Raw genomic sequence first — 26,483 nt, 5'->3', positions numbered from 1 at the left:
AATCAGTAACGAGTTAAAATTGACAAGATTGTGTTATAGCACACCTTATTCATTAAACTTTTATTGATTCTAACATTTAATATACATTAAAGGAGGTCTCTATGTCTTATTCCTTCCAAAATCCTAGTCAGGACATTATCTTTGACTATCTGAAAAATGCTAAGACTATTGCGGTGGTCGGTTTGTCTAGTCGAGAAGAGACAGCAGCCTACCGCGTTTCCAAGCTCATGCAGGAAGCGGGCTATAAAATTATTCCAGTTAATCCCAAGGCTGCTGGTGAGACTATTTTAGGAGAATTGGTCTATAGTAGTCTAGCAGAGATTGACCAACCTATTGATATTGTAGATGTTTTCCGTAGAAGTGAATTTTTACCAGAGGTAGCACAGGAATTTATCCAGTCGAACGCCAAAGTTTTCTGGGCTCAACTTGGTTTAGAAAGTCAAGAAGCAGAAAAACTGTTGCGTCAGGCAGGTCGTAACGATATTGTCATGAATAAATGTATCAAGATTGAATATCTTGAAATGAAAGAACAATACGAATAAGTCGGGTATATTTATCCGACTTTTTTCATCGAAAAAGCAGTTCAATGAACCATTGAACTGCCGGATGACTCTAAGTGAGGAACGCTTAGAATTGGAACAAATTACTACACATGGCGTAAAAATAGAAAGGAAGAAATCTGCTCCAATACCAAGCAGGCTAAAATAGTCCTTTGTCGCTCCTCAGTCATAGTATAACACAATCCAAATGTTTGTACCAATTATTACTATATTTTTTTCTTAAATATCAACATAAAAAGCGTGTATAAAAATAAGAGCATATATCGCTCTTATTTTTATACGTAACTCATTTTCTTAGCCTGATCATCTAAAATTTCTTCATGGAAGTGCATTTGGGCAGCATAGTGATACGGCCATACATATAAACCAGCCAGGCCAAATGTAATAATGACAAGAAGGAACCAGCCAATGAAGGATAAATCAAGTGTAAAGCGTTTAAACTTGTAACCTTTCACCAACTTTCGACTAGACCGAATGATTGAAAAGGCACTTGTATATTCTTCGCGTTCCAATTGTTCAAACAAGATATATTCTACCTGTGAGTAGGCATAGATTTGTGGAATATAAAGAGCCAACCCTAAAAGGATAAGTAGGATACCTCCCATAGCCATTAGCCCCAGTATGGCAAGGATTTCCATAGGAAGCGCATTAGGATCCAAGGTTTGACTGGATGCAGCTATAATTGTAATCATCGTTCCAGCACCGATAAGTAGACCGATGCCAAGGTAAAACAGGAGTCCCCAAAGGAAGAGCAAGAAACTTTTTAAAATGTAGGTTCGAAAGATTTTCCAGAAATCTTTATGATTGAAAATCATCAGCGCATCTTTAAATGATGTGGAAGTTTTTACCCCTTTGATAAGATGAAATATAGTGCATATAATGGATAAGTGCAGTAGTCCTAATAGCAATCCGTAAAATATTGGAAACAAGGAGGTAGAAATAAAGTAGCTAGGACTAGCGAGTTCCTCAGCCGACACTCCAGCAAGGCTATTGCGAGAGAAAGAAATTAACTGAACGATAACAGAAATAGTGACGGGGATGACGGCCACTTGATAGATACCAGGTGTCTCGTTTAGTGTTTGGCGAGCCCGCTCACGTATATTAGAAATTGTAAACATCTACATAACCTCCTTACCCAACATTGTAACATAATTCTAGATGACAAGCTAGGCTTTTTTTGATAGACTGGAAGGTGCTGTGGTAATTGGTCAGTTTGTTGTGATGCGCCTATCTATTTACTATTAAATAAGTAGAAGACAAGGTAAATATCGCTGAAATAAGCGAGAACATTTAAGACATTCTGATGGATTAGACCATGCAAGATTAAGAAACTGTATTCACAGTAAAGTGCTTTTATGTATGATATGAAAGAGCTGAACTGTGAATCCACAACTAATATCCTAGGACTGTTTTTCCTAGCGGGAGGTAAATAAAACATGACAGATGTTCCAATCAAGTATCGCTTGATTAAGAAAGAAAAGCACACAGGTGCACGTTTGGGCGAAATCATTACCCCACACGGGACCTTTCCAACCCCCATGTTTATGCCAGTTGGAACTCAGGCAACGGTAAAAACCATGTCGCCTGAAGAATTGAAGGCGATGGGTTCAGGGATTATTCTATCCAATACCTATCATTTGTGGCTTCGTCCAGGTGACGAATTGGTGGCGCGTGCAGGTGGTTTGCACAAGTTTATGAATTGGGATCAACCGATTCTGACTGACTCTGGTGGTTTTCAGGTTTATTCTTTGGCGGATAGTCGCAATATCTCAGAAGAAGGTGTGACCTTCAAAAACCATCTCAATGGTAGTAAGATGTTCCTATCACCTGAAAAAGCTATTTCCATTCAGAACAATCTTGGCTCTGACATTATGATGAGCTTTGATGAGTGTCCGCAGTTCTACCAGCCTTATGACTATGTAAAAAAATCCATCGAAAGAACAAGTCGTTGGGCAGAACGTGGTCTCAAGGCTCACCGCCGTCCGCATGACCAAGGCTTATTTGGTATTGTACAAGGTGCTGGTTTTGAAGATCTTCGTCGCCAATCAGCCCATGATTTGGTTAGCATGGATTTTCCAGGTTACTCTATTGGAGGATTGGCTGTTGGTGAAACACACGATGAAATGAATGCTGTACTGGACTTCACGACCCCTCTTTTACCGGAGAATAAACCACGCTACCTCATGGGTGTTGGAGCACCAGATAGCTTGATTGATGGCGTGATTCGTGGGGTTGATATGTTTGACTGTGTATTACCAACACGTATTGCGCGTAATGGAACCTGTATGACCAGTCGTGGACGTCTTGTAGTGAAAAATGCTCAGTTCGCTGAGGACTTTACACCGTTAGATCCAGAGTGCGATTGCTACACATGTAAAAACTATACACGTGCGTATCTCCGCCATTTACTTAAGGCTGACGAGACATTTGGTATTCGTTTGACAAGTTATCACAATCTCTACTTCTTGATTAATTTGATGAAGAATGTCCGCCAAGCAATCATGGATGACAACCTTTTGGAATTCCGTCAAGACTTTATGGAAAAATACGGTTACGGTAAAAACGGACGTAATTTTTAATGCTATTAGAACTCCCTACTATTTGTAGGGAGTTTGTTTTATTCAATGGATGATTTCTATCTGTTTTTTGTGTAAATAATGATGTTCGGATTATAAAAAACATTGAAAAATTGTATGGTTAAAATAAATGAATATATTTCAAGATAATAGGAAGTATTATTCACTAAAATATTAAAAAAAATAACATAGCAACCGATTACATCTGTTTATAATGAAGAGGTTTAAGAAAAAAAGAATAAATATTCAAAAATATATTAGTTGTTTGCAGAAATCTCCTGCTATGAAAAAATAGATACAAAAGACAAAAAAACGAACAAAAAGATATTTTTATAAGAAAATGTTCAAGAAATAATATATTAAATGTTAATTCTTACTAAAAAGTACACAAAAAAAACAAAATAATCCTAAGCCATTTTGATTGACGAAATGTATGATAGTCTATATAATTAGCTTATAGATTTTCGCTTCATTATATTAGGTGAATGTCAAAAAATTTAGGGGAGAATTTAGACATATGTTTAAAGATCAATCAAAAAAGATGATCAAGAAGCAGGAGTATTTCTCGTTGCGCAAATTTAAGCGTGGACTTGCTTCTGTTACTGTAGGTGCGACGTTATTTATGGCAGGCGCAGCGGTGGAATCTTTCGTTGCACCGCAAGTAGTTGTTTATGCAGCGGAGGAAACTTATTCTGCAAATGGAGAATGGACATTTACAGATACAATTCCATCAAGTAATGCTAATGTTAACCCGCAAATGACAGCGTGGGACTACACACCACATACAGCTGGTCAAACAACTGTGACACAACAAGATGGTTCTACTGTTACTGTGACGGCAACTATCACTCCAACAAATGGTAATGAAGTTGGTGTCAGCTACTTAGTACCAGGTGCAGACCAATCTTACTATGATGCGACAGCAGCAATGTTAGCAGGAAATCCAGACCCTGCATCTATTCCAGCGATGGGGATTTATCTCCAACCATCACCATCTACTCCAGGGACTTTGACTGATAAGTTGAACTACAATGGTGAAGTAGAAAACGCTGAATTGACATTGACCTTTAGCGAAGAAGTAACTAACCCAATCATCGACCTTTCAGGTATCGGTGGTAGCGGTAAAGCAATCGTAGACGATACTGCTGGTAACGTATATGTTGCTAAAGGATCATTTAATAGTACAAACTTTAAACTCATCACACCTGATGTTAAATTAGAACAATTAACTGGAACAAACTTGACTGTTACGGATACTACTATTCAAGTAACGGATAGAAACACTTATGACCGTGCAGTTGTTGGTAATGATGATATGTTTCTTGGTGAATACCGCCTGCCAGATTTGGTACCGGCTGGTACTGGGTCAATCCGTTTGGTAGGTACATTTAAAGAAGTAACCTTCAAACTTTTCCACCAAGCAACTCCATTTACGCAATATCCTACTGCAACTCATAACACTTCAAGTCTTTTCTTTGATAACGGTCGTATTGGTGACGGAATCAATGGTTTGAACAAATTCTGGTCAGATCCAGTTAACGAAGTAAGTAACACAACGACAAACGCTGACCTTCTTCGTTTCTCAGTTCGTTTGAGCAATACTAAGTACGGTTCAGTAGTTGTTAACTATGTCGATACTGAAGGTAACGTAATCGGTACAGAGTTCAAAGACACTACAAACCAAGCGGTAGGTACAGCTTACGATACAACTACAGATTCTGGTACAGTCGCATCAGATAAAACAACAGATCGTCCAGCAGTGATTACCAAAGATGGTAAGACATACAAGTTGGTTGCTAAAGATACAACTGCAACAGTTGGTACGGTAAAAGCTGACGGTAGCTTGGCAGCAAATGGTACAAACTTTAACTTCGGTACAGATGCAGTTTCTGGTACAGTTGCTGAAGGTACTAAATCAATCACTTACGTATACGAAGAAGTGAAAGGTTCAGTTATCGTTGATTACGTTGATACAGACGGGAACAAGATCGGTACTCAGTTTGTTGATACTGCTAACGAATCAATCGGTACTGCTTACAATACAGCAAATGATACAGGTACAAAAGCTTCAACAGACACTTCAGAGCGTCCATCTGTGATTACTAAAGATGGTAAGACTTACAAATTAGTCCCTGCTGGTGACTACAATGTAGGTACTGTTGGAACAGATGGAAACTTGACAGCAACAACTAAAGATTTGGGAACAGATGCAGTTTCAGGTGAAGTTGCTGAAGGTACGAAGAAAGTTACTTACGTATACCAAGAAGTGAAAACTGGATCAGTTGTAGTTGACTACGTTGACACAGAAGGTAATGTTCTTCAGAAACAATACGTTGATTCACCAGAAGGTACTGCTGTAGGTACGGCATATAACGCAGAACAAATCACAGGTACAACTGAAAAACCAGCAGTTATCGAAAAAGATGGTAAAACGTATGAACTTGTTCCAGCAGGTACTTATACAGTTGGTACAGTTGGTGAAGACAATAACCTTACTGCAACAACGACAACATTTGGTGTTGCTCCAGTAACAGGTGAAGTTGTTGAAGGTGTAACAAAAATCACTTACGTCTACAAAGAAAAAGTTGAAGCACCTAAGACAGGTAACGTTGTTATCACTTACGTTGATACAGAGGGTCTTGAGTTGAAGGCAACTGTTAAAGACACAACTGACGGCGAAGTTGGTTCAACTTACAACACTAAAGATTCAGCGGATGAGTATCCAGAAACAATCGAAAAAGATGGTGTGACTTACAAACGTGTCGTTGCAGGTTCACACACAGTTGGTGAAACAACAGAAGACGGTCACTTGGTAAGTTCAGATGCGGTAGAAGGAACTGTTGAAGAAGGTACTAAGACAGTTACTTACGTATACGAAAAAGTTGAAACACCAGTTGTTAAGACAGGTTCAGTCGTAGCTCGTTATGTTATCGAGGGTACAGAGACTGAAATCGCAGACGATAAGACAGTTAAACCAACCGATACACCGGTCGATGAAGTCTATGGTGACACCCCACCAGCAACAATCACAAAAGATGGTAAGACTTACGAACTTGTTCGTACACGTACAAATGAAGGTGATGCCCCAGAAAACGGTGTTGTTAAAGAAGGTGAACAAACTATTACATACGAGTACAAAGAAAAAGAAGAAACACCAGTCGTTAAGACAGGTTCAGTCGTAGCTCGTTACGTTATCGAGGGTACAGAGACTGAAATCGCAGACGATAAGACAGTTAAACCAACTGACACACCAGTCGATGAGCCATATGGTGACACCCCACCAGCAACAATCGAAAAAGATGGTAAGACCTACGAACTTGTTCGTACACGTACAAATGAAGGTGATGCCCCAGAAAACGGTGTTGTTAAAGAAGGTGAACAAACCATCACATACGAGTACAAAGAGAAAGTTGAAACACCAGTTGTTAAGACAGGTTCAGTAGTAGCTCGTTACGTTATCGAAGGTACAGAGACTGAAATCGCAGACGATAAGACAGTTAAACCAACCGATACACCGGTCGATGAAGTCTATGGTGACACCCCACCAGCAACAATCACAAAAGATGGTAAGGCTTACGAACTTGTTCGTACACGTACAAACGAAGGTGACGCCCCAGAAAACGGTGTTGTTAAAGAAGGCGAACAAACCATCACATACGAGTACAAAGAAAAAGTTGAAACACCAGTCGTTAAGACAGGTTCAGTCGTAGCTCGTTACGTTATCGAGGGTACAGAAACTGAAATCGCAGACGATAAGTCAGTCAAACCAACTGATACACCAGTCGATGAGCCTTACGGCGACACCCCACCAGCAACAATCACAAAAGATGGTAAGACTTACGAGCTTGTTCGTACACGTACAAACGAAGGTGACGCCCCAGAAAACGGTGTTGTTAAAGAAGGCGAACAAACTATTACATACGAGTACAAAGAAAAAGAAGAAACCCCAGTTGTTAAGACAGGTTCAGTCGTAGCTCGTTACGTTATCGAAGGCACAGAAACTGAAATCGCAGACGATAAGACAGTTAAACCAACCGATACCCCAGTCGATGAAGTTTATGGTGACACACCTCCAACTACAATCGAAAAAGATGGTAAGACCTACGAACTTGTTCGTACACGTACAAATGAAGGTGACGCCCCAAGCAACGGTACAGTTGTAGAAGGCGAACAAACTATTACATACGAGTACAAAGAAAAAGAAGAAACACCAGTCGTTAAGACAGGTTCAGTCGTAGCTCGTTACGTTATCGAAGGAACAGAGACTGAAATCGCAGACGATAAGACAGTTAAACCAACCGATACCCCAGTCGATGAGCCATACGGCGACACACCTCCAACTACAATTTCATTTGGTGGTAAGACTTATACACTTGTACGCACTCGTACAAATGAAGGCGATGCCCCAAGCAACGGTACAGTTGTAGAAGGTGAACAAACTATCACATACGAGTACAAAGAAGTTGTTGATACACCAGATCCAGTTGAGAAGAAAACAGGTAGCGTCCTTGTTCGTCACATCACTGATAAAGGTGAGGTTCTTGCAGATACAACTGATGTCGTTCGTGATGGTGAAGTAGGTTCAACCTATGAAACAACAGTTGGTAATTTCGAAGGCTACACATTTGTTAAAGTTGATGAAACAGGTGCAACACCAACAGGTGAAGTTGAAGAAGGTGAGAAGACTGTAGTTTACATCTACACTAAAGTTGAAACCCCAGTTGCTAAGACAGGTAGCGTCCTTGTTCGTCACATCACAGATAAAGGTGAGGTTCTTGCGGATACAACTGATGTCGTTCGTGACGGTGAGGTAGGCTCAACCTATGAAACAACAGTTGGTAATTTCGAAGGCTACACATTTGTTAAAGTTGATGAAACAGGCGCAACACCAACAGGTGAAGTTGAAGAAGGTGAGAAGACTGTAGTTTACATCTATACTAAAGTTGAAACACCAGTTGTTAAGACAGGTTCAGTAGTAGCTCGTTACGTTATCGAAGGAACAGAAACTGAAATCGCAGACGATAAGACAGTTAAACCAACCGATACACCAGTAGATGAAGTCTATGGTGACACTCCACCAGCTACTATCACAAAAGATGGTAAGACTTACGAGCTTGTTCGTACACGTACAAATGAAGGTGATGCCCCAAGCAACGGTACAGTTGTAGAAGGTGAACAAACTATCACATACGAGTACAAAGAGAAAGTCGAAACACCAGTTGTTCCACCAGTAGTTGAAAAACAAGGTAAAGTAATTGTTCATTATGTTGATGAAAATGGTAATGTTATCAAGACACCAGTAGTTGATACTGAGAACGGTACAGTGGGCGGAGACTACGATACTTCAGACAATCGTCCAAAAGTGATTGTATTCAATGGAAAACGCTACATTCTTGTAGAATCTCGTATTCCAAATAATGCAAAAGGTAAAGTAGTTGAAGGTGAAACTCATGTAACTTACGTTTATAAGCAAGAAAATGAGGAGCCAACAACACCTACAACACCTACTACTCCAACAACACCTAACCAACCAACAACTCCGTCAACTACACCGGTGACTGAGACAACAAAAGTAACACCTAAGACAAGTGCAATCTTGCCAGAAACAGGTGAAAGCACATCTGCACTTGCATTGGTAGGTTTAGCTTTGTTGGGTACAGTTGCAGTGGCGTCACGTCGTCGCAAAGAAAAATAAACAGATTAAGCATTAATCTGATTGGAATGAATAAATTCTGAATTAGTTATTATGCTTCAACATTAGAGTTTTCTCTAGTGTTGAAGCTATTTTATTTTTATACATAAACATTCATTGAAGTGAATGTGGGGGAAAATAATTTTTGTAGACTTTCATATCTTATGAGTTACAATTGTTGGGGGAAGCGACAGGATCGTTAAGCAGTTAAACTGGATGAGAGTCTAACAATGGAACGAGGAAAGAATGAAGAAAACACAAAAATATATGAGTGAGACGAGCCGTAAAACCCGTGTAAAAATGCATAAGGCTGGAAAGCACTGGGTACGTACTGTTATGACTCAAATTGGCTTTATCAAATTTAAGCGATCTGCAAGAGAGATAGATGAGTATGCTGTAAATTCGGGAATCTCGGATTCTGCTAAAATCCTACGAGGAGTAATTGCTGCAGGAACGGTTCTAGGTGGTGGTCTAGCTTTGGATGAAACGGTCCGAGCAGAGGAAACCACAATGGCATCAGAAGTTGCAACAGATACAACGCTTGGAACGGCGGATACGGTTATTATGGAAACGACTCCGACTGTGGGAACTGCGACAAGTGAAACAACTACTGCGTCTACTGATTCAGTAACCACCTCAGTAGAGACAGCCACTTCAGAAGTTGCTCAAAGTGATAATAGTGTGGCTACTGAGGAAAAAGTCGATAAAAGCCTACTAGAACAAGCAATTGCGTCGTTGAAAGATGCACTGGCTAAGTCGGTTCCAGAAAATGTTGATACAACTACAGATAAATATGCTAAGTACTTGAAAGCTTTGGAAACTGCAGAAGCAGCTTTAACAAAGGCAGAAGCAGCGCTTATAGATGAAACATTGACCCAGGAACAAGTAACGAGCCTTGCGACTTCCTCAGCTCAATCAGCTATTAGTTTGACAGGTCGTATTACCCAGCTTACAACTATGAAAGTAGTTGAGGGGTCTGGTTTCCGTGTATTGGCTTCCACTTCAGTTCTCTCAAATGTTGATATTGAATTGAATGTTCCTGACGCGGCAATCGAGCCAATGGGAGCCAATGGCGGAGATATGTACTCAGTCATTAAATTTACACTTGATGATGCAGCTAAAGCGGGCGATACATTTAAAATTGTCCTTTCTGATACCTTGAATACAACAGGAAATGGTGTTGTTAATGATGCAGTTATTCCAAATATTGTTGTCAATGGAAATATAGTCGCAACAGGAACTTGGGATTACGCAAGCCGTACAATTACCTATACAATGACAGAATATGTGACTAATAATAATAATATTTCTGGACAAATTGAACTCTCGGTATTTGTTGATCAACGAACTGTGCAGAATGAGGGAGTACAAACTTTTAATGTTACGGTAGATGGTGAGACAGTATCAAAATCACAGAATGTAGTCTACTCTAATCCTGCTTCAAATGGTGGCATGTATTCTATTAGGAGCTTTTTCACAAATATTGATCGAAAAGCTGGAACCTATGAACAAGTCGTTTATTTGAACGAAAATGGGATGAACACGAATCTACGCTACAATGATAGCTTGACTGTACGAACGGATACTTCATCAGTTACCTATACTCCTGAGAACTCACAAGTTATTGTTTATAGCGTTCCTGTGGGTGGCTTTATCGACAGTATGGAAGGCGATTTTAGTAAGTATACAGATGTGACGAATAAGACAACTGTAACCTATGCAGCGAACGGTTCATCAATCAAAGTCCAAATGAATGGCCATACGGCATCACCTCTCCTTGTTCTTATAAAATCATCTGTAGATATTGATGCAACAGATAAAATTCATGTTACTTCAATTTACGCTAATAGTTCGAATACGACAGGTGCTATCTGGACAACAGAGAACTCAATCTTTGCGAACTATGCTATTGCTGAGGGTGAGAGTAGAATTTCAACATCAGAGTCGACAAGTAAATCTGAGTCCTTGTCTAATTCAGAGTCAGCAAGTAAGTCTGAGTCCCTGTCTAACTCAGAGTCAGCAAGTAAATCTGAGTCCTTGTCTAATTCAGAGTCAGCAAGTAAATCTGAGTCCTTGTCTAATTCAGAGTCAGCAAGCAAGTCTGAGTCTTTGTCCAATTCAGAATCAGCAAGTAAGTCCGAGTCCTTGTCAAACTCAGAATCGGCAAGTAAGTCCGAGTCCCTGTCTAATTCAGAGTCAGCAAGTAAGTCTGAGTCCCTGTCTAACTCAGAGTCAGTTTCAAGTTCAGAGTCTATTTCAAATTCGATTTCAAACTCATTGTCAGAGTCAGTTCGAGAATCGGTAAGCGAGTCAATTTCTGAATCAGTCCGAGAATCGGTTGTTGAATCAGTATCAGAATCGGTTTCAGAGTCAATCTCTGAGTCCATCTCAGAATCAGTTAGCGAGTCGATTTCAGAATCAGTCTCTGAGTCCATCTCGGAGTCAGTGAGCGAATCGATTTCCGAATCCGTATCTGAATCCATCTCCGAGTCAGTAAGTGAATCTATCTCAGAATCGGTAAGCGAGTCAATTTCTGAATCAGTATCAGAATCCATCTCAGAATCAGTCTCAGAATCAGTCTCAGAATCAGTCTCAGAATCAGTCTCAGAATCTATCTCCGAATCGGTAAGCGAGTCTATCTCCGAGTCAGTCAGCGAGTCGATTTCTGAATCTACATCTGAGTCCCTTTCAGAATCAGTTAGTGAATCTATTTCTGAATCCGTCTCAGAATCTATCTCAGAATCGGTCAGCGAGTCGATTTCTGAATCTACATCTGAGTCAATTTCCGAGTCAGTAAGTGAGTCTATTTCCGAATCCGTCTCAGAATCTATCTCAGAATCAGTAAGTGAATCGATTTCCGAATCCGTATCTGAATCTATCTCTGAATCTACATCTGAGTCCCTTTCAGAATCAGTTAGCGAGTCGATTTCCGAATCAGTCTCTGAGTCCATCTCAGAGTCAGTCAGCGAATCGATTTCCGAATCCGTATCTGAGTCTATCTCCGAGTCAGTAAGTGAGTCCCTTTCAGAATCGGTATCAGAATCCATTTCGGAATCTACATCTGAATCTATCTCTGAATCGGTAAGCGAGTCGATTTCAGAATCTACATCTGAGTCCCTTTCAGAATCAGTAAGTGAATCCATTTCCGAGTCAGTTAGCGAATCGATTTCAGAATCAGTTTCTGAGTCCCTTTCCGAGTCAGTTAGCGAATCAATTTCAGAGTCTACATCTGAGTCTGTCTCAGAATCGGTAAGCGAATCCATTTCGGAATCTACATCTGAGTCCATTTCCGAGTCAGTGAGCGAATCCATTTCCGAGTCAGTGAGCGAATCCATTTCCGAGTCAGTGAGCGAATCCATTTCCGAATCTGTCTCAGAATCTATCTCTGAATCGGTCAGCGAGTCCCTTTCAGAATCTGTATCTGAATCTATCTCCGAGTCAGTCAGCGAGTCAATTTCAGAATCCGTATCAGAATCCATCTCCGAGTCAGTTAGCGAGTCAATTTCAGAATCAGTCAGCGAGTCTATCTCAGAGTCAGTTTCTGAGTCCCTTTCCGAGTCAGTCAGTGAGTCCCTTTCTGAATCAGTTTCTGAATCCATCTCCGAGTCAGTGAGCGAATCTATTTCTGAATCTACATCTGAGTCCCTTTCCGAGTCAGTTAGCGAATCTATTTCGGAATCTACATCTGAATCAATTTCCGAATCCGTCTCAGAGTCAATTTCCGAGTCAGTAAGTGAATCCATTTCGGAATCCGTATCTGAATCTATTTCGGAATCTACATCTGAGTCAATCTCTGAGTCAGTCAGTGAGTCCCTTTCAGAATCGGTATCTGAATCCCTTTCAGAATCAGTTAGCGAGTCTATCTCTGAATCGGTCAGCGAGTCTATCTCTGAATCGGTCAGCGAGTCTATTTCAGAATCTGTATCTGAGTCCATCTCCGAGTCGGTAAGCGAGTCTATTTCAGAATCCGTATCTGAGTCCCTTTCCGAGTCAGTGAGCGAATCGATTTCCGAATCCGTCTCAGAATCCATTTCCGAGTCGGTCAGCGAATCGATTTCAGAATCCGTCTCAGAATCTATCTCTGAATCGGTAAGCGAGTCTATTTCAGAATCGGTATCAGAATCCATCTCCGAGTCAGTCAGCGAGTCGATTTCTGAATCCACATCTGAATCTCTTTCAGAGTCAGTCAGCGAATCAATTTCAGAATCTGTATCTGAGTCCCTTTCCGAGTCAGTCAGCGAGTCGATTTCTGAATCCACATCTGAATCTCTTTCAGAGTCAGTCAGCGAATCAATTTCAGAATCTGTATCTGAGTCCCTTTCCGAGTCAGTCAGCGAGTCCATTTCAGAATCCGTCTCTGAGTCAATTTCCGAGTCAGTAAGTGAATCAATTTCCGAATCAGTCTCAGAATCTATCTCCGAGTCAGTAAGTGAATCGATTTCAGAATCTACATCTGAGTCAATTTCCGAGTCAGTAAGTGAGTCGATTTCAGAATCCGTATCTGAGTCAATCTCAGAGTCAGTAAGTGAGTCAATTTCTGAATCAACTTCAGAATCTCTCTCCGAGTCAGTCAGCGAGTCGATTTCTGAATCTGTATCTGAATCTATCTCAGAGTCGGTAAGTGAATCAATTTCCGAATCAGTCTCAGAATCCCTCTCAGAGTCAGTGAGCGAATCGCTTTCAGAATCCCTTTCCGAGTCAGTCAGCGAATCAATTTCCGAATCAGTCTCTGAATCTATTTCAGAATCAGTATCTGAGTCTATCTCAGAGTCGGTCAGCGAATCTATTTCTGAATCTACATCTGAGTCAATTTCCGAGTCAGTGAGCGAATCTATTTCGGAATCTACATCTGAATCAATTTCAGAATCAGTAAGTGAATCGATTTCAGAATCAGTTTCTGAGTCCCTCTCCGAGTCAGTCATCGAGTCGATTTCTGAATCGGTAAGCGAATCGATTTCAGAATCCGTATCTGAGTCAATTTCAGAATCAGTTAGCGAGTCTATCTCTGAGTCAGTGAGTGAATCAATTTCCGAATCAGTATCTGAATCAATTTCAGAGTCAGAATCAACTCCGTCTCGTCAGTCTCAAACTCCGCGTAGACAAGGCGTGTTGCCAAATACAGGTGAACAGTCATCAGCTTGGGCAGGCATGCTTGGAGCGGGTCTTCTTCTTGGTGGTTTGTACAAGAAACGTAAAAAAGAGGAGAAGAAATAGTTCGTCTGAGTTTACGATAAAATATAAAAGTAGCTAGTACAATTTGTACTAGCTACTTTTGTATATAAGAGATTGGAAAGTTTTTTAACGGATAGCACGATGTGATTTTAAATAATTAATTGGAGGTGTGGAGATGCTATTCAAGAGTATACAGCATAAAAAAGAAGGGGGCTACCCTTCAAAATACAGTAATTCTTTTGGTGTTTTTGTAAAGACTTCAAAGCCATTTTTGGTAACGTAACCACAATCCTCGATACGAACACCAACTTTTCCAGGGATGTAAATACCAGGCTCGACAGAGAAACACATACCTTCTTCGATGACCAAATCATTGCCTTCCATAATCGATGGGAATTCATGGACACTCATTCCCAAACCGTGACCGAGTCGGTGGTTGAAGTACTCGCCATAACCTGCTTTTTCAATCACAGAGCGAGCGGCATAGTCAATCTCACCAGCAGTCACACCAGGCTTAATCATATTGACAGCCGCCATGTGAGCCTCCAGATTCAAGTTGTAAATATCTTTTTTAAACTGATCAGGTTTACCGACAGCGACAGTCCGTGTCATATCAGACGTATAGCCCAAAGCTTCCACGCCTAGGTCGAACAATAGCAGAGCGTTATTCTCGATTTTGTTTGTTGAGGGAATACCGTGTGGATTTGCGGCATTGTCGCCTGTTAAGACCATGGTCTCAAAGCTCATTTTTGAGATGCCTTGTTTCTTCATTTCAAATTCAATCTGAGCAATAATATCCGTTTCGGTTACGTTGAGTGAGATATTGTTAAACCCAACCTGCATAGCCTTATCCGCAAACTCTCCAGCAACCAGCATTTTTTCAATTTCATCACGAGACTTGATCAATTTCATAGTATTAATCAGAGGTGTAATGTCTGAAAATGGTTGGCTAAAGATAGACTGAAGACCATGGTAGCGGGTTAAATTCAAATTATCAAATTCTGCACCGATTGCTGAGAAAGATTTTTGTGGCAATTTGCTCTTGATAATCTGCCATGGATTTTCTGAGTCCATATAGCCGGCTACAGGAAAGTCAACCGTCGCAACCGCACGTTCTACATCCAAGGCAGGGAGAAAGAGTAGTGAGTCGTGGTCAGGCATAACAAAGAGCATCATGTGGCGCTCATGAGGATCGCTATGATAGCCAGTCAGATAATAGATGCTAACTGGATCAGAGAAGATGGCCAAGTCCATTTTGTTGGCTTCTAAGTAGGATTTAACATGATGTAATTTTGACATAGTGGAGACCTTTCTAGCATGTAGTGGTAAAAAAAGTGAAAGTTTCGTTTATTATATAGACTATTGTTCCAAAAAATGAAAAAAATTGCAAGTATTATCAAAAAAATGGTGTTTTTCTCTTGAAAGTGGTTTCAAAAAGTGATACACTATACTTGAGTGAAAGCGTAATTTTCATAGAACTAGAACTATTGAAAGGGAGTACATAACGTATGTTAAACACTGACGATACGGTAACGATTTATGACGTTGCCCGCGAAGCAGGTGTATCCATGGCGACAGTATCGCGCGTGGTAAATGGGAATAAAAACGTAAAGGAAAATACTCGTAAAAAAGTATTAGAAGTCATCGACCGTTTGGATTATCGTCCAAATGCTGTTGCACGTGGATTGGCCAGCAAGAAGACTACCACTGTGGGGGTTGTGATTCCAAACATTGCTAATGCTTATTTTGCAACCTTGGCCAAAGGTATCGATGATATTGCCGATATGTACAAATACAATATCGTCCTAGCAAACAGTGATGAAAATGATGAGAAAGAAATCAATGTAGTAAATACCCTATTCTCAAAACAGGTGGACGGAATCATTTTCATGGGTTATCATTTGACAGACAAGATTCGTGCGGAGTTTTCACGCTCACGTACACCGATTGTTTTAGCTGGTACCGTGGATTTGGAGCACCAATTACCTAGTGTCAATATTGACTATGCTGCCGCTAGTGTTGATGCAGTCAATCTGTTAGCTAAGAACAACAAGAAAATTGCCTTTGTATCAGGGCCGCTTGTAGATGACATCAATGGTAAAGTTCGTTTTGCAGGCTACAAACAAGGTTTGAAGGACAACGGAATCGAGTTCAACGAAGGATTGGTTTTTGAATCCAAGTATAAATACGAGGAAGGCTACGCTCTAGCAGAACGTATTTTGAATGCAGGAGCAACTGCAGCTTATGTTGCAGAAGATGAGATTGCTGCTGGTCTATTGAATGGTGTCAGTGATATGGGCATCAAGGTTCCAGAAGACTTTGAAATCATTACAAGTGATGATTCCCTAGTGACCAAGTTTACCCGTCCAAACCTGACCTCTATCAATCAGCCGCTATACGATATTGGTGCAATTGCTATGCGCATGCTCACCAAAATCATGCATAAGGAAGAGTTGGAAAACCGTGAGGTAGTTCTTAACCACGGAATCAAAGTACGGAAATCAACTAAGTGATAAATGAAAATAGCACTTCATCTATTGTGAGTGCTATTTTTATAAACTAAGGAATACTCTAATCTATATAAAAATAAAAGAGCAGTCACAGTTAACGTGATTGCTCTCTCTTTTTACCAAGCAAGTGATTAAACGAGTTGTATATTACCTGGGGGAGGATTTACAACATATTTTTGAAAAATTGGTCGTATATTTTTGGGGGAAAATAGTTTGCTAAATGCAACTATAAATATATAAGACCAATCAAATCTAGCATATACTAAAAAGTGAATGGCTAGGTTGATATTCAAATTATTCCGATCACACTTGCTTTATAATAATATCAAAAAAATCTACAAAAAAACCGTGTTTAATGTATTTTTTTTCTGTTTTTTGAAAAAATATCAACATATTTCAACATAAACTCTGTTGATATTGCACGGGAAATAGACTATGTTTGATTGATAAAAATATTTTTGAACAGATTAGTTGAATTTTTTGGGGATTATATATATAATATCTTTGCTAAAATGAATATATTTTGCATTTGGAATCACAGAGATCAAGACTACTTACTTTTGTAGCAAATTCATCTGATGAGACCTTCGTTTTTACCAAGCAATTGTGATATTTTATAGAGGCTGTTCGGGGGGACAGTTAGATTGTTTGAATGACAGCTCAATGATTGGAGCATGTTTGAAAGTAGAAGACTTGTTTTTTCATTAGTTTTCTTACAATGTTTTAATTTTTGAGCAAGATATTTTATTGATTCCACTAGTCACCTTGACATGCTCGTTAATCTATTTTTAACGAAAACAAGCTGTATGAACAAAAAGTTGGACGACACGAACTTTTGTTTCGTAAGCTTAGTGATATGAGGTGGAATTTTTACATTATTTACCTCTGTACAGTTTTGAGTTCTTGCAGAGGCTTTATTTTGTTTCCGATAAAAATAGATAGCGAGTAGGCTTGCGAACGAACGTTTGCGGGCGTGTAATCATTTTCGCTAAGAATTAGGAGTTTTGCCATTGCAGGCTACCTAATTGTTAGAATTGCTAGATTGTTTTATAAAAATGGAAGGAGAGCGCATGGCAAAAATTTTAGTATTAGAAGATGATTTAGTTATTAATCAGGTAGTCTGCGAATTTTTAAGAGATAGTGGTCACGATGTTTTACCTCTATTTGACGGTGGACAGGCACTAGAAGAAATCCAGAAAATGGAATTTGATCTGCTTATTTTGGATATTATGGTGCCGACGATGACAGGATTGGAGTTATTGACAGCAGTTCGGAAAATTTCATCTGTTCCAGTATTGGTTTTGACTGCTTTAAGTGATGAGTATACTCAATTAATTAGCTTTAATCAGGATATAAGTGATTTTGTGACAAAGCCGTTTTCACCTCTTGTTTTAATGAAGAGAATTGAAAATATTTTAAAAGTAAAACATGTGGATGAGACTATACGAATAGGTGACATCCTTATTGATCAACAGGCTGGCTATGTTCATGTAGGGGAGCAGGAAGTACAGTTAACGAAGAAAGAGTATGAGGTCTTCCTCTACTTGGCAAAAAGAAAAGGTAATATTGTGAGTCGAGATAATCTAATGATGGGAATTTGGGGGTATACAGAATTGGATAGTCGTGTGTTAGATAATCATATTAAAAATATTCGTAAAAAGTTGCCTAGCTTACACTTAAAAACGGTAGTTGGTCGTGGTTACCAAATTGAAGAGGGTTAGATGAAACTTGCCCGTAGACAATTTATTATCGTTACATCTCTAATTTCAGTTACATCCCTCATTCTCGTTGCCCTACTTTATTTTGCTATGCCGATTTATTATAATCAGCAGAGACGTCAAGAATTACGAGATAATTTTAATACTGTTATGGTTAATTTGGACGGTCAATCGAACGAAGATATTCTGACCAATATTGAAAAGTATGATTTGAATCGTCCAGATTTATTGTATAGTCTTTTTGATAGTAATGGTGAGCGACTCTGGCCAAGAGAAGAATTGATAACTGATGATCAGGGGAGACATCCTAATTATAAAAATCTTAGCTCCTACGATGAAGTAGGGTCATGGTCGACAACGCTTGTTTCTAAAGAAAAATCAACCTATATATTAATGGCGGAATATGGCTTTACAGGTCTTTCACAAGTCAGTCAATCACTCTTGACCCTCTATCCTTTCGTGATGATCTTGATTATTATTCTGGCACTGATTGTGGGAGCAATTTATAGTAAATTGTCTACTCGACGAATTGCTTTGATTTCAGAGACTGCACGTAAGATGCAAAGTTTAGAAAGCGGGATTGAATGTCAGGTAGTTGGTCAGGATGAAATTTCTGTTTTGGCTCAGGATGTGAATCGTCTCTACTCTAAACTGTTAATGAGTATTGAAGAGTTGAGAATAGAGACGAAACAGGCACAGAATAGAGAACGTGAAAAATCAGAATTTCTTCGGATGACTTCTCATGAACTAAAGACTCCGATTGCCAGTATGATGGGGCTTGTAGAGGGAATGATTTATAATGTAGGAGAATTTAAAAATCATGACCTTTATTTGAAAAAATGTCGTACAATTTTACAAAATCAATCAGAGTTGGTACATTCCATCTTGGATGCAACTAATATGGAAATTTCTACTCGAAATCCGGAAGAGATTTTCCAACTAGATGAAGTACTTCAGGAATCAATGGCGAGTTACAATGCATTAGCGATTGTTAACCAGTATCAATTCTCAACTATATTGTCTCCGACATCTATAAAAGGTGATCGTGTCTTGTTGATGAAGGCTTTAAAAAATATTATTGATAATGCTTTCCGATACAGTCGTTCAGGAGGAAAGATTAGTCTGATTTGCAAACAAGGGACGTTTATTGTGGATAATGAAGTGGCCCATATTTTACCTGAAGATGAGATAGAAAAGTTGTTCCTTCCTTTCTATAGACCGGATTATAGTCGTGCTAAGCAAGATGGGGGAACTGGGATTGGTTTGTATTTAGTGAAGCAAGTTTTGGATAAGCATGGTTTTAATTATAGTTTCACAGTGGTTGACGATAGTACTATGCGTTTTCGCATCGACTTTGACTTATAAAATTTATCGCCCATGTTGTATTAAGTAAATAGTAGAGAGAATACAAGTATTCTCTCTCTTTTTTATGCTCAAGTAATAGGGGGGATGGGAATGTGGGAAGGAAGAAATTCCTTTTTTTGCTTGTTATTATGTGTTAGTATCAACACGAATAGGGGGAGCTTATTTGATTTCCAATGGCCGTATTGCGAGTCAAAATTAAAAAATGTTATCAGGGAAAAGATATGATTTGTAAGAGATTTTCTCTTATTAGATGATACCTTTTGCCAGTATTTCATGACTACCAATAAACATGTATAGATTTTTAGTACAAAAAAAACAGAGTAAAAACAGATATTTTTGCATATATTTCCTTTCTAAAATAAAATCACAATGTTAAACTAATAATAGGCCAAAAAACAATATAATAAAAGGAGGTATTTCTATGGGAACAGGTGAAGATGGAGGACGAACTGTTGAACTAATCAGCGAGACAAAGGTGCGCCTTCATAAGGTAAAAAAGAAGTGGCTACGTAGAGTAACACGTCTTGTTCGCAAAAGAAAATTGGCAAGAGATTTGGATGATGTAAGAATTTCAAGTCCATCAATGGTCAAGGGGATCGTATCTATAGGGGCGTTATTGAGCGGTGTAGCGATAGAGCAAGTTGTGACTGAGGATGTCGTATATGCTTCAGAGTATACAGAAGAAACAGCGCTGGCAATGACTGATGAAGTCACAATGAATACGGTTGTATCGGATAATGCTGAGCCCGCATCTATTGATGGTGAGCATAGTGTTTCAGAAAGTACAGAACCTGTTATAGAAGAGGTAGTGGAGGAGACTGTTGAAGAATCAATATCGGAGGAGGAAACTGTTCCTCTTGCAAGGGATAATAGTCGACTAGAGGCTATAATGGCTTCGATGAAAGCGGCGCTTACGGAATTGGTTGACCCCGGTGAACAGGCAGATTCTCAGGCTTATAAAGATTACCTGGAGGCACGAACTCGCTTAGAAGAAAAGTTAAAACTGGCTGAACAACTATTACAAGATAAGAGTCGGACACAAGAGGAATTAGATAAAGCAGCCTTGGAGTATGGTCAGGATGCAATCAATTTGACACGTTTGGCTGAAGAGTTTCGGACTTATTCGGCAAGTGTCGGTAGTGGTTTTAGAAGGTTGACCAATCAAGAAGTTATCACTTCAGGAACTGTTTCATTATCGATTCCCTCGACGGTTGAACCAATGGGCTTATCAGGGGGGCAGTTAAGAGCAAACTTAGATTTTTCCATAAATGATTTAGCTAAAGCTGGAGATCAATTTACAGTGACGTTATCTCAAAATTTGAGTCTGTCAGGTAGCGGGGTACCGGAAAATGTAAAAATTCCCGATATTGTGGTAAATGGAAAAGTTATTGCAACAGGGGTTTGGAATCATGATACTCGTACAATTACCTACACTTTGAATTCGAATGTTGATGATTTGCAATCTGTTACGGGAAGTATTAATCTTTCGGTATTTGTGGACCAAAAAGTTGTACAGAGTGAAGGAAATCAGCAATTTACGATTACTTTGAATAATCAACATCAAGCGACGCAGTCTTCTTATATTCGCTATTCAGATCCAGTTTCTCGATCAGATGGTGCCTATTCTCTCCGAGCGTTTCTGACCAATATTAATTTAACAAACGGAACTTATGACCATGTTATCTATATAAACGAGAACGGAAGGAACAATAGTAATTACAATGAAATTGTGCAGATTGTTTCCAAAGGAGCATCCAGTTTTTCAGCGGCAACAACTACTATTCGTGCCTATAGTGTGCCACAAGGACAGTTTATTGATAGTATGGAGGGGGATTTTTCGAACTATGCAGATGCTTCAAATAGGATAACCTCCAGTTTTGGCACAAATGGTCAATCCTTACGGTTGAATATTGGTGGCTATACAGGTTCACCGTTGTTAATTGTTGTTAGCAGCCGAGTTGATGTTAATTCAACAAAGAATATTTTGACAGAGACAACTTATGCGAACAGTACGATGAATACTGGAAGCCAGTGGACTAATGAAAACTACATGTTTGCTAATGCGGCAATTGCCAGGGGCGAATACAATTCGACCTCCATTTCGTTATCCACTTCTGAATCAATATCTACCTCGATTAGTGAGTCTACCTTTGAGTCAATGTCAGAGTCAATTTCCAACTCAGAATCAGAATCTATCGCGAAATCAACTAGTGAATCTACATCTGAGTCTATCTCCGAGTCAGTCAGCGAATCAATTTCAGAATCCGTATCTGAGTCCATTTCAGAATCAGTTAGCGAATCGATTTCAGAATCCACATCTGAATCCATCTCAGAATCAGTCAGCGAGTCAATTTCTGAATCTACATCTGAGTCCCTTTCAGAATCGGTAAGCGAGTCGATTTCAGAATCAGTTTCTGAGTCCATCTCCGAGTCAGTAAGTGAGTCTCTTTCAGAATCTGTATCAGAATCTATCTCCGAGTCAGTTAGCGAATCTATTTCGGAATCTACATCTGAATCGATTTCAGAATCCGTCTCTGAATCTATCTCCGAGTCAGTCAGCGAGTCGATTTCAGAATCAGTTTCTGAGTCCATCTCCGAGTCAGTCAGCGAGTCAATTTCCGAATCTGTATCTGAGTCCATCTCCGAGTCTGTATCTGAGTCCATCTCCGAGTCAGTCAGCGAGTCTCTTTCAGAATCTGTATCAGAATCCATCTCCGAGTCAGTTAGCGAATCTATTTCAGAATCTACATCTGAATCCATTTCCGAATCCGTCTCAGAATCTATCTCTGAATCGGTAAGCGAGTCGATTTCAGAATCCGTCTCAGAATCCATCTCAGAGTCAGTATCAGAATCCATTTCCGAATCTGTATCTGAGTCAATTTCAGAGTCGGTCAGCGAGTCAATTTCAGAATCCGTATCTGAGTCTATCTCCGAGTCAGTTAGCGAATCAATTTCCGAATCCGTATCAGAATCAATTTCCGAGTCAGTAAGTGAGTCGATTTCAGAATCTACATCTGAGTCAATTTCAGAATCAGTCAGCGAGTCTATCTCAGAGTCAGTGAGCGAATCTATTTCTGAATCTACATCTGAATCAATTTCAGAATCAGTCAGCGAGTCGATTTCAGAATCCGTCTCAGAATCGGTCAGCGAGTCAATTTCCGAATCAGTCTCTGAATCTATCTCAGAGTCAGTAAGTGAATCTATTTCCGAATCAGTCTCAGAATCTATCTCAGAGTCAGTGAGCGAATCGATTTCCGAATCCGTCTCAGAATCTATCTCCGAGTCAGTAAGTGAATCCATTTCCGAATCCGTCTCTGAGTCAATTTCCGAGTCAGTCAGCGAGTCGATTTCTGAGTCCGTCTCAGAATCCCTCTCCGAGTCAGTTAGCGAATCAATTTCAGAATCCGTCTCAGAATCCATTTCCGAATCGGTCAGCGAGTCGATTTCTGAATCCACATCTGAATCCCTCTCCGAGTCGGTCAGCGAATCTATTTCTGAATCTACCTCTGAGTCTATCTCTGAATCGGTCAGCGAGTCGATTTCAGAATCTACATCTGAGTCTATCTCCGAGTCAGTAAGCGAATCTATTTCGGAATCAGTCTCTGAGTCTATCTCCGAATCAGTCAGCGAGTCAATTTCCGAATCAGTCTCAGAATCTATCTCAGAATCAGTAAGCGAATCTATTTCGGAATCAGTCTCTGAGTCTATCTCCGAATCAGTCAGCGAGTCAATTTCCGAATCAGTTTCTGAGTCCATCTCAGAGTCAGTCAGCGAATCGATTTCCGAATCCGTATCAGAATCTATCTCAGAGTCGGTCAGCGAGTCGATTTCCGAATCTACCTCTGAGTCCCTTTCAGAATCAGTTAGTGAGTCCATCTCCGAGTCAGTAAGCGAGTCGATTTCAGAATCTACATCTGAGTCTATCTCTGAATCGGTAAGCGAGTCGATTTCAGAATCTACATCTGAGTCTATCTCCGAGTCAGTCAGCGAATCTATTTCGGAATCAGTCTCTGAGTCTATCTCCGAATCAGTCAGCGAGTCAATTTCCGAATCAGTTTCTGAGTCCATCTCAGAGTCAGTCAGCGAATCGATTTCCGAATCCGTATCTGAATCTCTTTCAGAGTCAGTAAGTGAGTCGATTTCAGAATCTACATCTGAGTCAATTTCAGAATCCCTCTCCGAGTCAGTTAGCGAATCAATTTCCGAATCAGTCTCTGAGTCAATTTCAGAGTCGGTTAGCGAGTCTATCTCTGAGTCAGTTAGCGAATCGATTTCAGAATCTGTATCTGAGTCCATCTCCGAGTCGGAATCAACCCCTCCTCGCCACTCTCAAGATCCGCGTAGACAAGGTGCATTACCGAATACTGGTGAACAATCATCAGCTTGGGCAGGAATCCTTGGAACAAGCCTCCTTCTTGGCGGTTTGTATAAGCGACGCAGACAGAATAAGGAGGAGGAAGAGGAGTAATTCTCTGAAAAGAAGAAAAATTAGCTAGTTTCGACTGGCTAATTTTTTTTGATAGAATACAGTTTAAAATATGAAAAAATGTAAAAAAGGGCTATAATGGTATTATGAAAGTACTATTGTATTTAGAAGGTAAAACTGTTTTAGAGAAATCAGGAATTGGCCGGGCACTTCAACACCAGATGGAAGCGCTAGATATGGCAGGTATTCCTTATACAACAGACCTGCTGGGAGATTATGATGTCATTCATATCAATACCTACGGTCCACGCTCCTGGTTATTGCTACATGCAGCCAAACGGAGTGGAAAAAAGGTAATCATGCATGGACATTCCACGAAGGAAGATTTTCAAAATTCCTTTATCGGTTCGAATACCCTAGCTCCTTTTGTAGGGAAATATCTAGCAAGCATGTACCAAAAGGCAGACTTTGTTATCACTCCTTCAGAGTATTCAAAAAAACTCATCCAGTCTTACGGTGTGACAACGCCAATTATAGCCGTTTCGAATGGTATTGATTTAGATAAATATAAGAAGGATGAACGTAAGGAAGCAATCTTTCGAGAGCATTTTAAAATTGAAGAAGGTCAGCCAGTTGTTGTCTGTGCAGGACTTTACTTCCGACGTAAAGGAATTGAAGACTTTGTCAAGGTAGCCGAAAAGATGCCGCATGTCCGCTTCATTTGGCTCGGTTCAATCAATAAATGGCTGATTCCGTCATATATTAGAAAAATTGTTGAGGGAGATCATCCAGCGAATGTCGAGTTTCCAGGTTATTTTAAAGGTGCTGTTTTTCAAGGTGCAATGAGCGGAGCGGATGCCTTTTTCTTCCCATCGTATGAGGAAACAGAAGGGATTGTTGTTCTGGAAGCTCTTGCTAGTCATCAGCATGTTGTTCTAAGAGATATTCCAGTTTACGATGGTTGGATTGACGAAAACGTTGCCGAATTGGGACATACAGTGGATGATTTTGTTGATTCTATTCAGAAAATCTTAGACAAGCAGGTTGATAAACGTGAGGCGGGCTACCAGGTTGCGGTTAGTCGCTCGATTGACAATGTTTCCCACCAATTGGTGGATGCCTATCGACAAGTATTGGAGATGTAAATGCGGATTGGATTGTTTACGGATACCTATTTTCCACAGGTTTCAGGAGTCGCGACTTCGATTCGGACTCTTAAGACAGAGTTGGAGAAATTGGGACATACGGTATTTATTTTTACGACGACAGATGAGGATGTGAATCGCTACGAAGATTGGGACATTATCCGAATTCCTAGCGTACCTTTTTTTGCCTTTAAAGATCGTCGAGTGGCCTACGCAGGTTTTACAGATGCCTTAAAAATTGCAAGTCGCTATAAACTAGATATTATTCATACTCATACAGAATTTTCTTTGGGGATTTTGGGGAAAATGATTGCCAAGGAACTTGATATTCCGGTGGTACATACTTATCACACCCAGTATGAAGACTACGTACACTATATTGCCAAGGGGAGGATTATTCGTCCCGGGATGGTTAAATATTTAGTACGGGCATTTTTAAAAGATTTGGATGGGGTAATTTGCCCTAGTGAGATTGTTGAAGATCTTTTAATGAGTTACAACGTTCCGATTTCTAAACGAGTAATTCCGACAGGAATTGACTTGGCAAAGTTTGATAGACCAGAAATTGGCAAGGATGAAACAGATGAGTTGCGGGAACAACTAGGAATTGCTAGTGATGAAACGATGTTGCTAAGTCTATCTAGGATTTCTCACGAGAAGAATATCCAAGCAATCGTTCAGGCAATGCCAAAAATTTTGCTGGAAGATCCAAAGGCGAAGTTGGTCATTGTCGGAGGTGGACCTTATACAGATGATCTTCAGGAAATGATAGCGGAGCTTAATCTAGATGAACACGTCCAGTTGACGGGAATGATTGCTCCAAGTGATACAGCGCTTTATTATAAAGCTGCGGATTTCTTTATTTCTGCTTCGACCAGTGAAACACAGGGACTAACTTTCTTAGAAAGCTTAGCTTCTGGAACTCCTATTTTGGCACATAGCAATCCCTACTTAAAAAACGTTATAACAGATAAGATGTTTGGGACACTCTTCATTCGAGAACAGGAGTTGGCAGATGCCGTTGTTGAGGCAATTATTGCTACACCACCAATGAATCCGTATGTGCTTGATAAGAAGCTCTATGAGATTTCTTCTACGAATTTTGGGCGCAAGGTTTTTGAATATTATCTAGATTTGAAGATTTCGTATGATTTTAGAAAAGAACATACTAATCAAGATAGTGTAGCAGAAGCTTTGATAAAAGAGGCTATTTACCTACCGCAAAAAGTAGTAGTTAAATCAACAGACACAACAGCAAAAATATTGAAAAAATCAGTCGAACAAGTAAAATCAATCCGGAATTTCTTTGAATAATTTGG

13 protein-coding genes and 1 pseudogene are annotated in these 26,483 nt (G+C 39.8%); 11 read left to right on the top strand and 3 right to left on the bottom strand.

All coding sequences use genetic code 11. The features are described 5' to 3' along the window. Positions 1 to 101: 101 nt before the first annotated feature. The gene (locus tag GPW69_RS07495; protein WP_074391788.1) at positions 102 to 542 is read left to right on the top strand and encodes a CoA-binding protein; all 441 of its coding nucleotides are present in this window, start codon (positions 102 to 104) and stop codon (positions 540 to 542) included. Between the two features lie 293 nt (positions 543 to 835). Here the strand turns inward: GPW69_RS07495 and GPW69_RS07490 are convergent, their stop codons facing one another. Then, positions 836 to 1,678 (bottom strand): DUF975 family protein, encoded by an 843-nt coding sequence (locus GPW69_RS07490; protein ID WP_074391789.1) that lies wholly within the window; start codon positions 1,676 to 1,678, stop codon positions 836 to 838. A 318-nt stretch (positions 1,679 to 1,996) separates the two neighbouring features. Between GPW69_RS07490 and tgt the strand changes: the two genes are divergently transcribed. From tgt to GPW69_RS10955, 3 genes and pseudogenes are all read left to right on the top strand, one after another. Next, positions 1,997 to 3,139 carry a tRNA guanosine(34) transglycosylase Tgt gene (tgt, locus tag GPW69_RS07485; RefSeq protein ID WP_002935810.1) on the top strand — a complete coding sequence of 381 codons (1,143 nt, stop codon included), beginning with the start codon at positions 1,997 to 1,999 and terminating at the stop codon, positions 3,137 to 3,139. Positions 3,140 to 3,653: 514 nt separating this feature from the next. Beyond that, a complete protein-coding gene (locus GPW69_RS07480; protein WP_156697656.1) occupies positions 3,654 to 8,831 on the top strand; it encodes a MucBP domain-containing protein in 5,178 nt (1,725 codons plus the stop codon). 243 nt (positions 8,832 to 9,074) lie between these two features. Next, positions 9,075 to 10,181 (top strand): annotated as a pseudogene (locus GPW69_RS10955) (Ig-like domain-containing protein); the annotation flags it as partial. A gap of 548 nt (positions 10,182 to 10,729) precedes the next feature. Here GPW69_RS10955 and GPW69_RS10950 read toward each other — a convergent pair. Continuing rightward, the gene (locus GPW69_RS10950; RefSeq protein ID WP_269472422.1) at positions 10,730 to 13,750 is read right to left on the bottom strand and encodes a hypothetical protein; all 3,021 of its coding nucleotides are present in this window, start codon (positions 13,748 to 13,750) and stop codon (positions 10,730 to 10,732) included. Between the two features lie 91 nt (positions 13,751 to 13,841). Between GPW69_RS10950 and GPW69_RS10805 the strand changes: the two genes are divergently transcribed. Then, positions 13,842 to 14,042 carry an LPXTG cell wall anchor domain-containing protein gene (locus GPW69_RS10805; RefSeq protein WP_269472430.1) on the top strand — a complete coding sequence of 67 codons (201 nt, stop codon included), beginning with the start codon at positions 13,842 to 13,844 and terminating at the stop codon, positions 14,040 to 14,042. A 171-nt stretch (positions 14,043 to 14,213) separates the two neighbouring features. On the opposite strand, the gene GPW69_RS07470 is transcribed toward GPW69_RS10805, so the two are convergent. Then, positions 14,214 to 15,299 (bottom strand): M24 family metallopeptidase, encoded by a 1,086-nt coding sequence (locus tag GPW69_RS07470; RefSeq protein ID WP_044692778.1) that lies wholly within the window; start codon positions 15,297 to 15,299, stop codon positions 14,214 to 14,216. Between the two features lie 209 nt (positions 15,300 to 15,508). Between GPW69_RS07470 and ccpA the strand changes: the two genes are divergently transcribed. From ccpA to GPW69_RS07435, 6 genes are all read left to right on the top strand, one after another. Beyond that, a complete protein-coding gene (ccpA, locus tag GPW69_RS07465; RefSeq protein ID WP_004298830.1) occupies positions 15,509 to 16,513 on the top strand; it encodes a catabolite control protein A in 1,005 nt (334 codons plus the stop codon). 1,067 nt (positions 16,514 to 17,580) lie between these two features. Beyond that, on the top strand, positions 17,581 to 18,231 hold the full coding sequence (locus tag GPW69_RS07460; RefSeq protein WP_024384330.1) for a response regulator transcription factor: 651 nt from the start codon (positions 17,581 to 17,583) through the stop codon (positions 18,229 to 18,231). Next, positions 18,232 to 19,593 carry a HAMP domain-containing sensor histidine kinase gene (locus GPW69_RS07455; RefSeq protein WP_074391791.1) on the top strand — a complete coding sequence of 454 codons (1,362 nt, stop codon included), beginning with the start codon at positions 18,232 to 18,234 and terminating at the stop codon, positions 19,591 to 19,593. Between the two features lie 421 nt (positions 19,594 to 20,014). After that, complete coding sequence (locus GPW69_RS10945; protein ID WP_074391792.1) at positions 20,015 to 24,061, top strand: Ig-like domain-containing protein; 4,047 nt, start codon at positions 20,015 to 20,017, stop codon at positions 24,059 to 24,061. Positions 24,062 to 24,165: 104 nt separating this feature from the next. Then, positions 24,166 to 25,164, top strand: coding sequence for an LTA glycolipid anchor biosynthesis glycosyltransferase, IagA/BgsA family (locus GPW69_RS07440; RefSeq protein WP_014637671.1), 999 nt, complete (start codon positions 24,166 to 24,168; stop codon positions 25,162 to 25,164). Next, positions 25,165 to 26,478, top strand: coding sequence for a glycosyltransferase family 4 protein (locus tag GPW69_RS07435; RefSeq protein ID WP_074391793.1), 1,314 nt, complete (start codon positions 25,165 to 25,167; stop codon positions 26,476 to 26,478). Positions 26,479 to 26,483: the final 5 nt, after the last annotated feature.

The organism is Streptococcus suis, from assembly GCF_902702775.1.
Classification (GTDB): Bacteria; Bacillota; Bacilli; order Lactobacillales; family Streptococcaceae; genus Streptococcus; species Streptococcus hashimotonensis.
The sequence above is the reverse complement of the archived record's forward strand: the minus strand, read 5'-3'. Positions and strand labels throughout refer to the sequence as shown.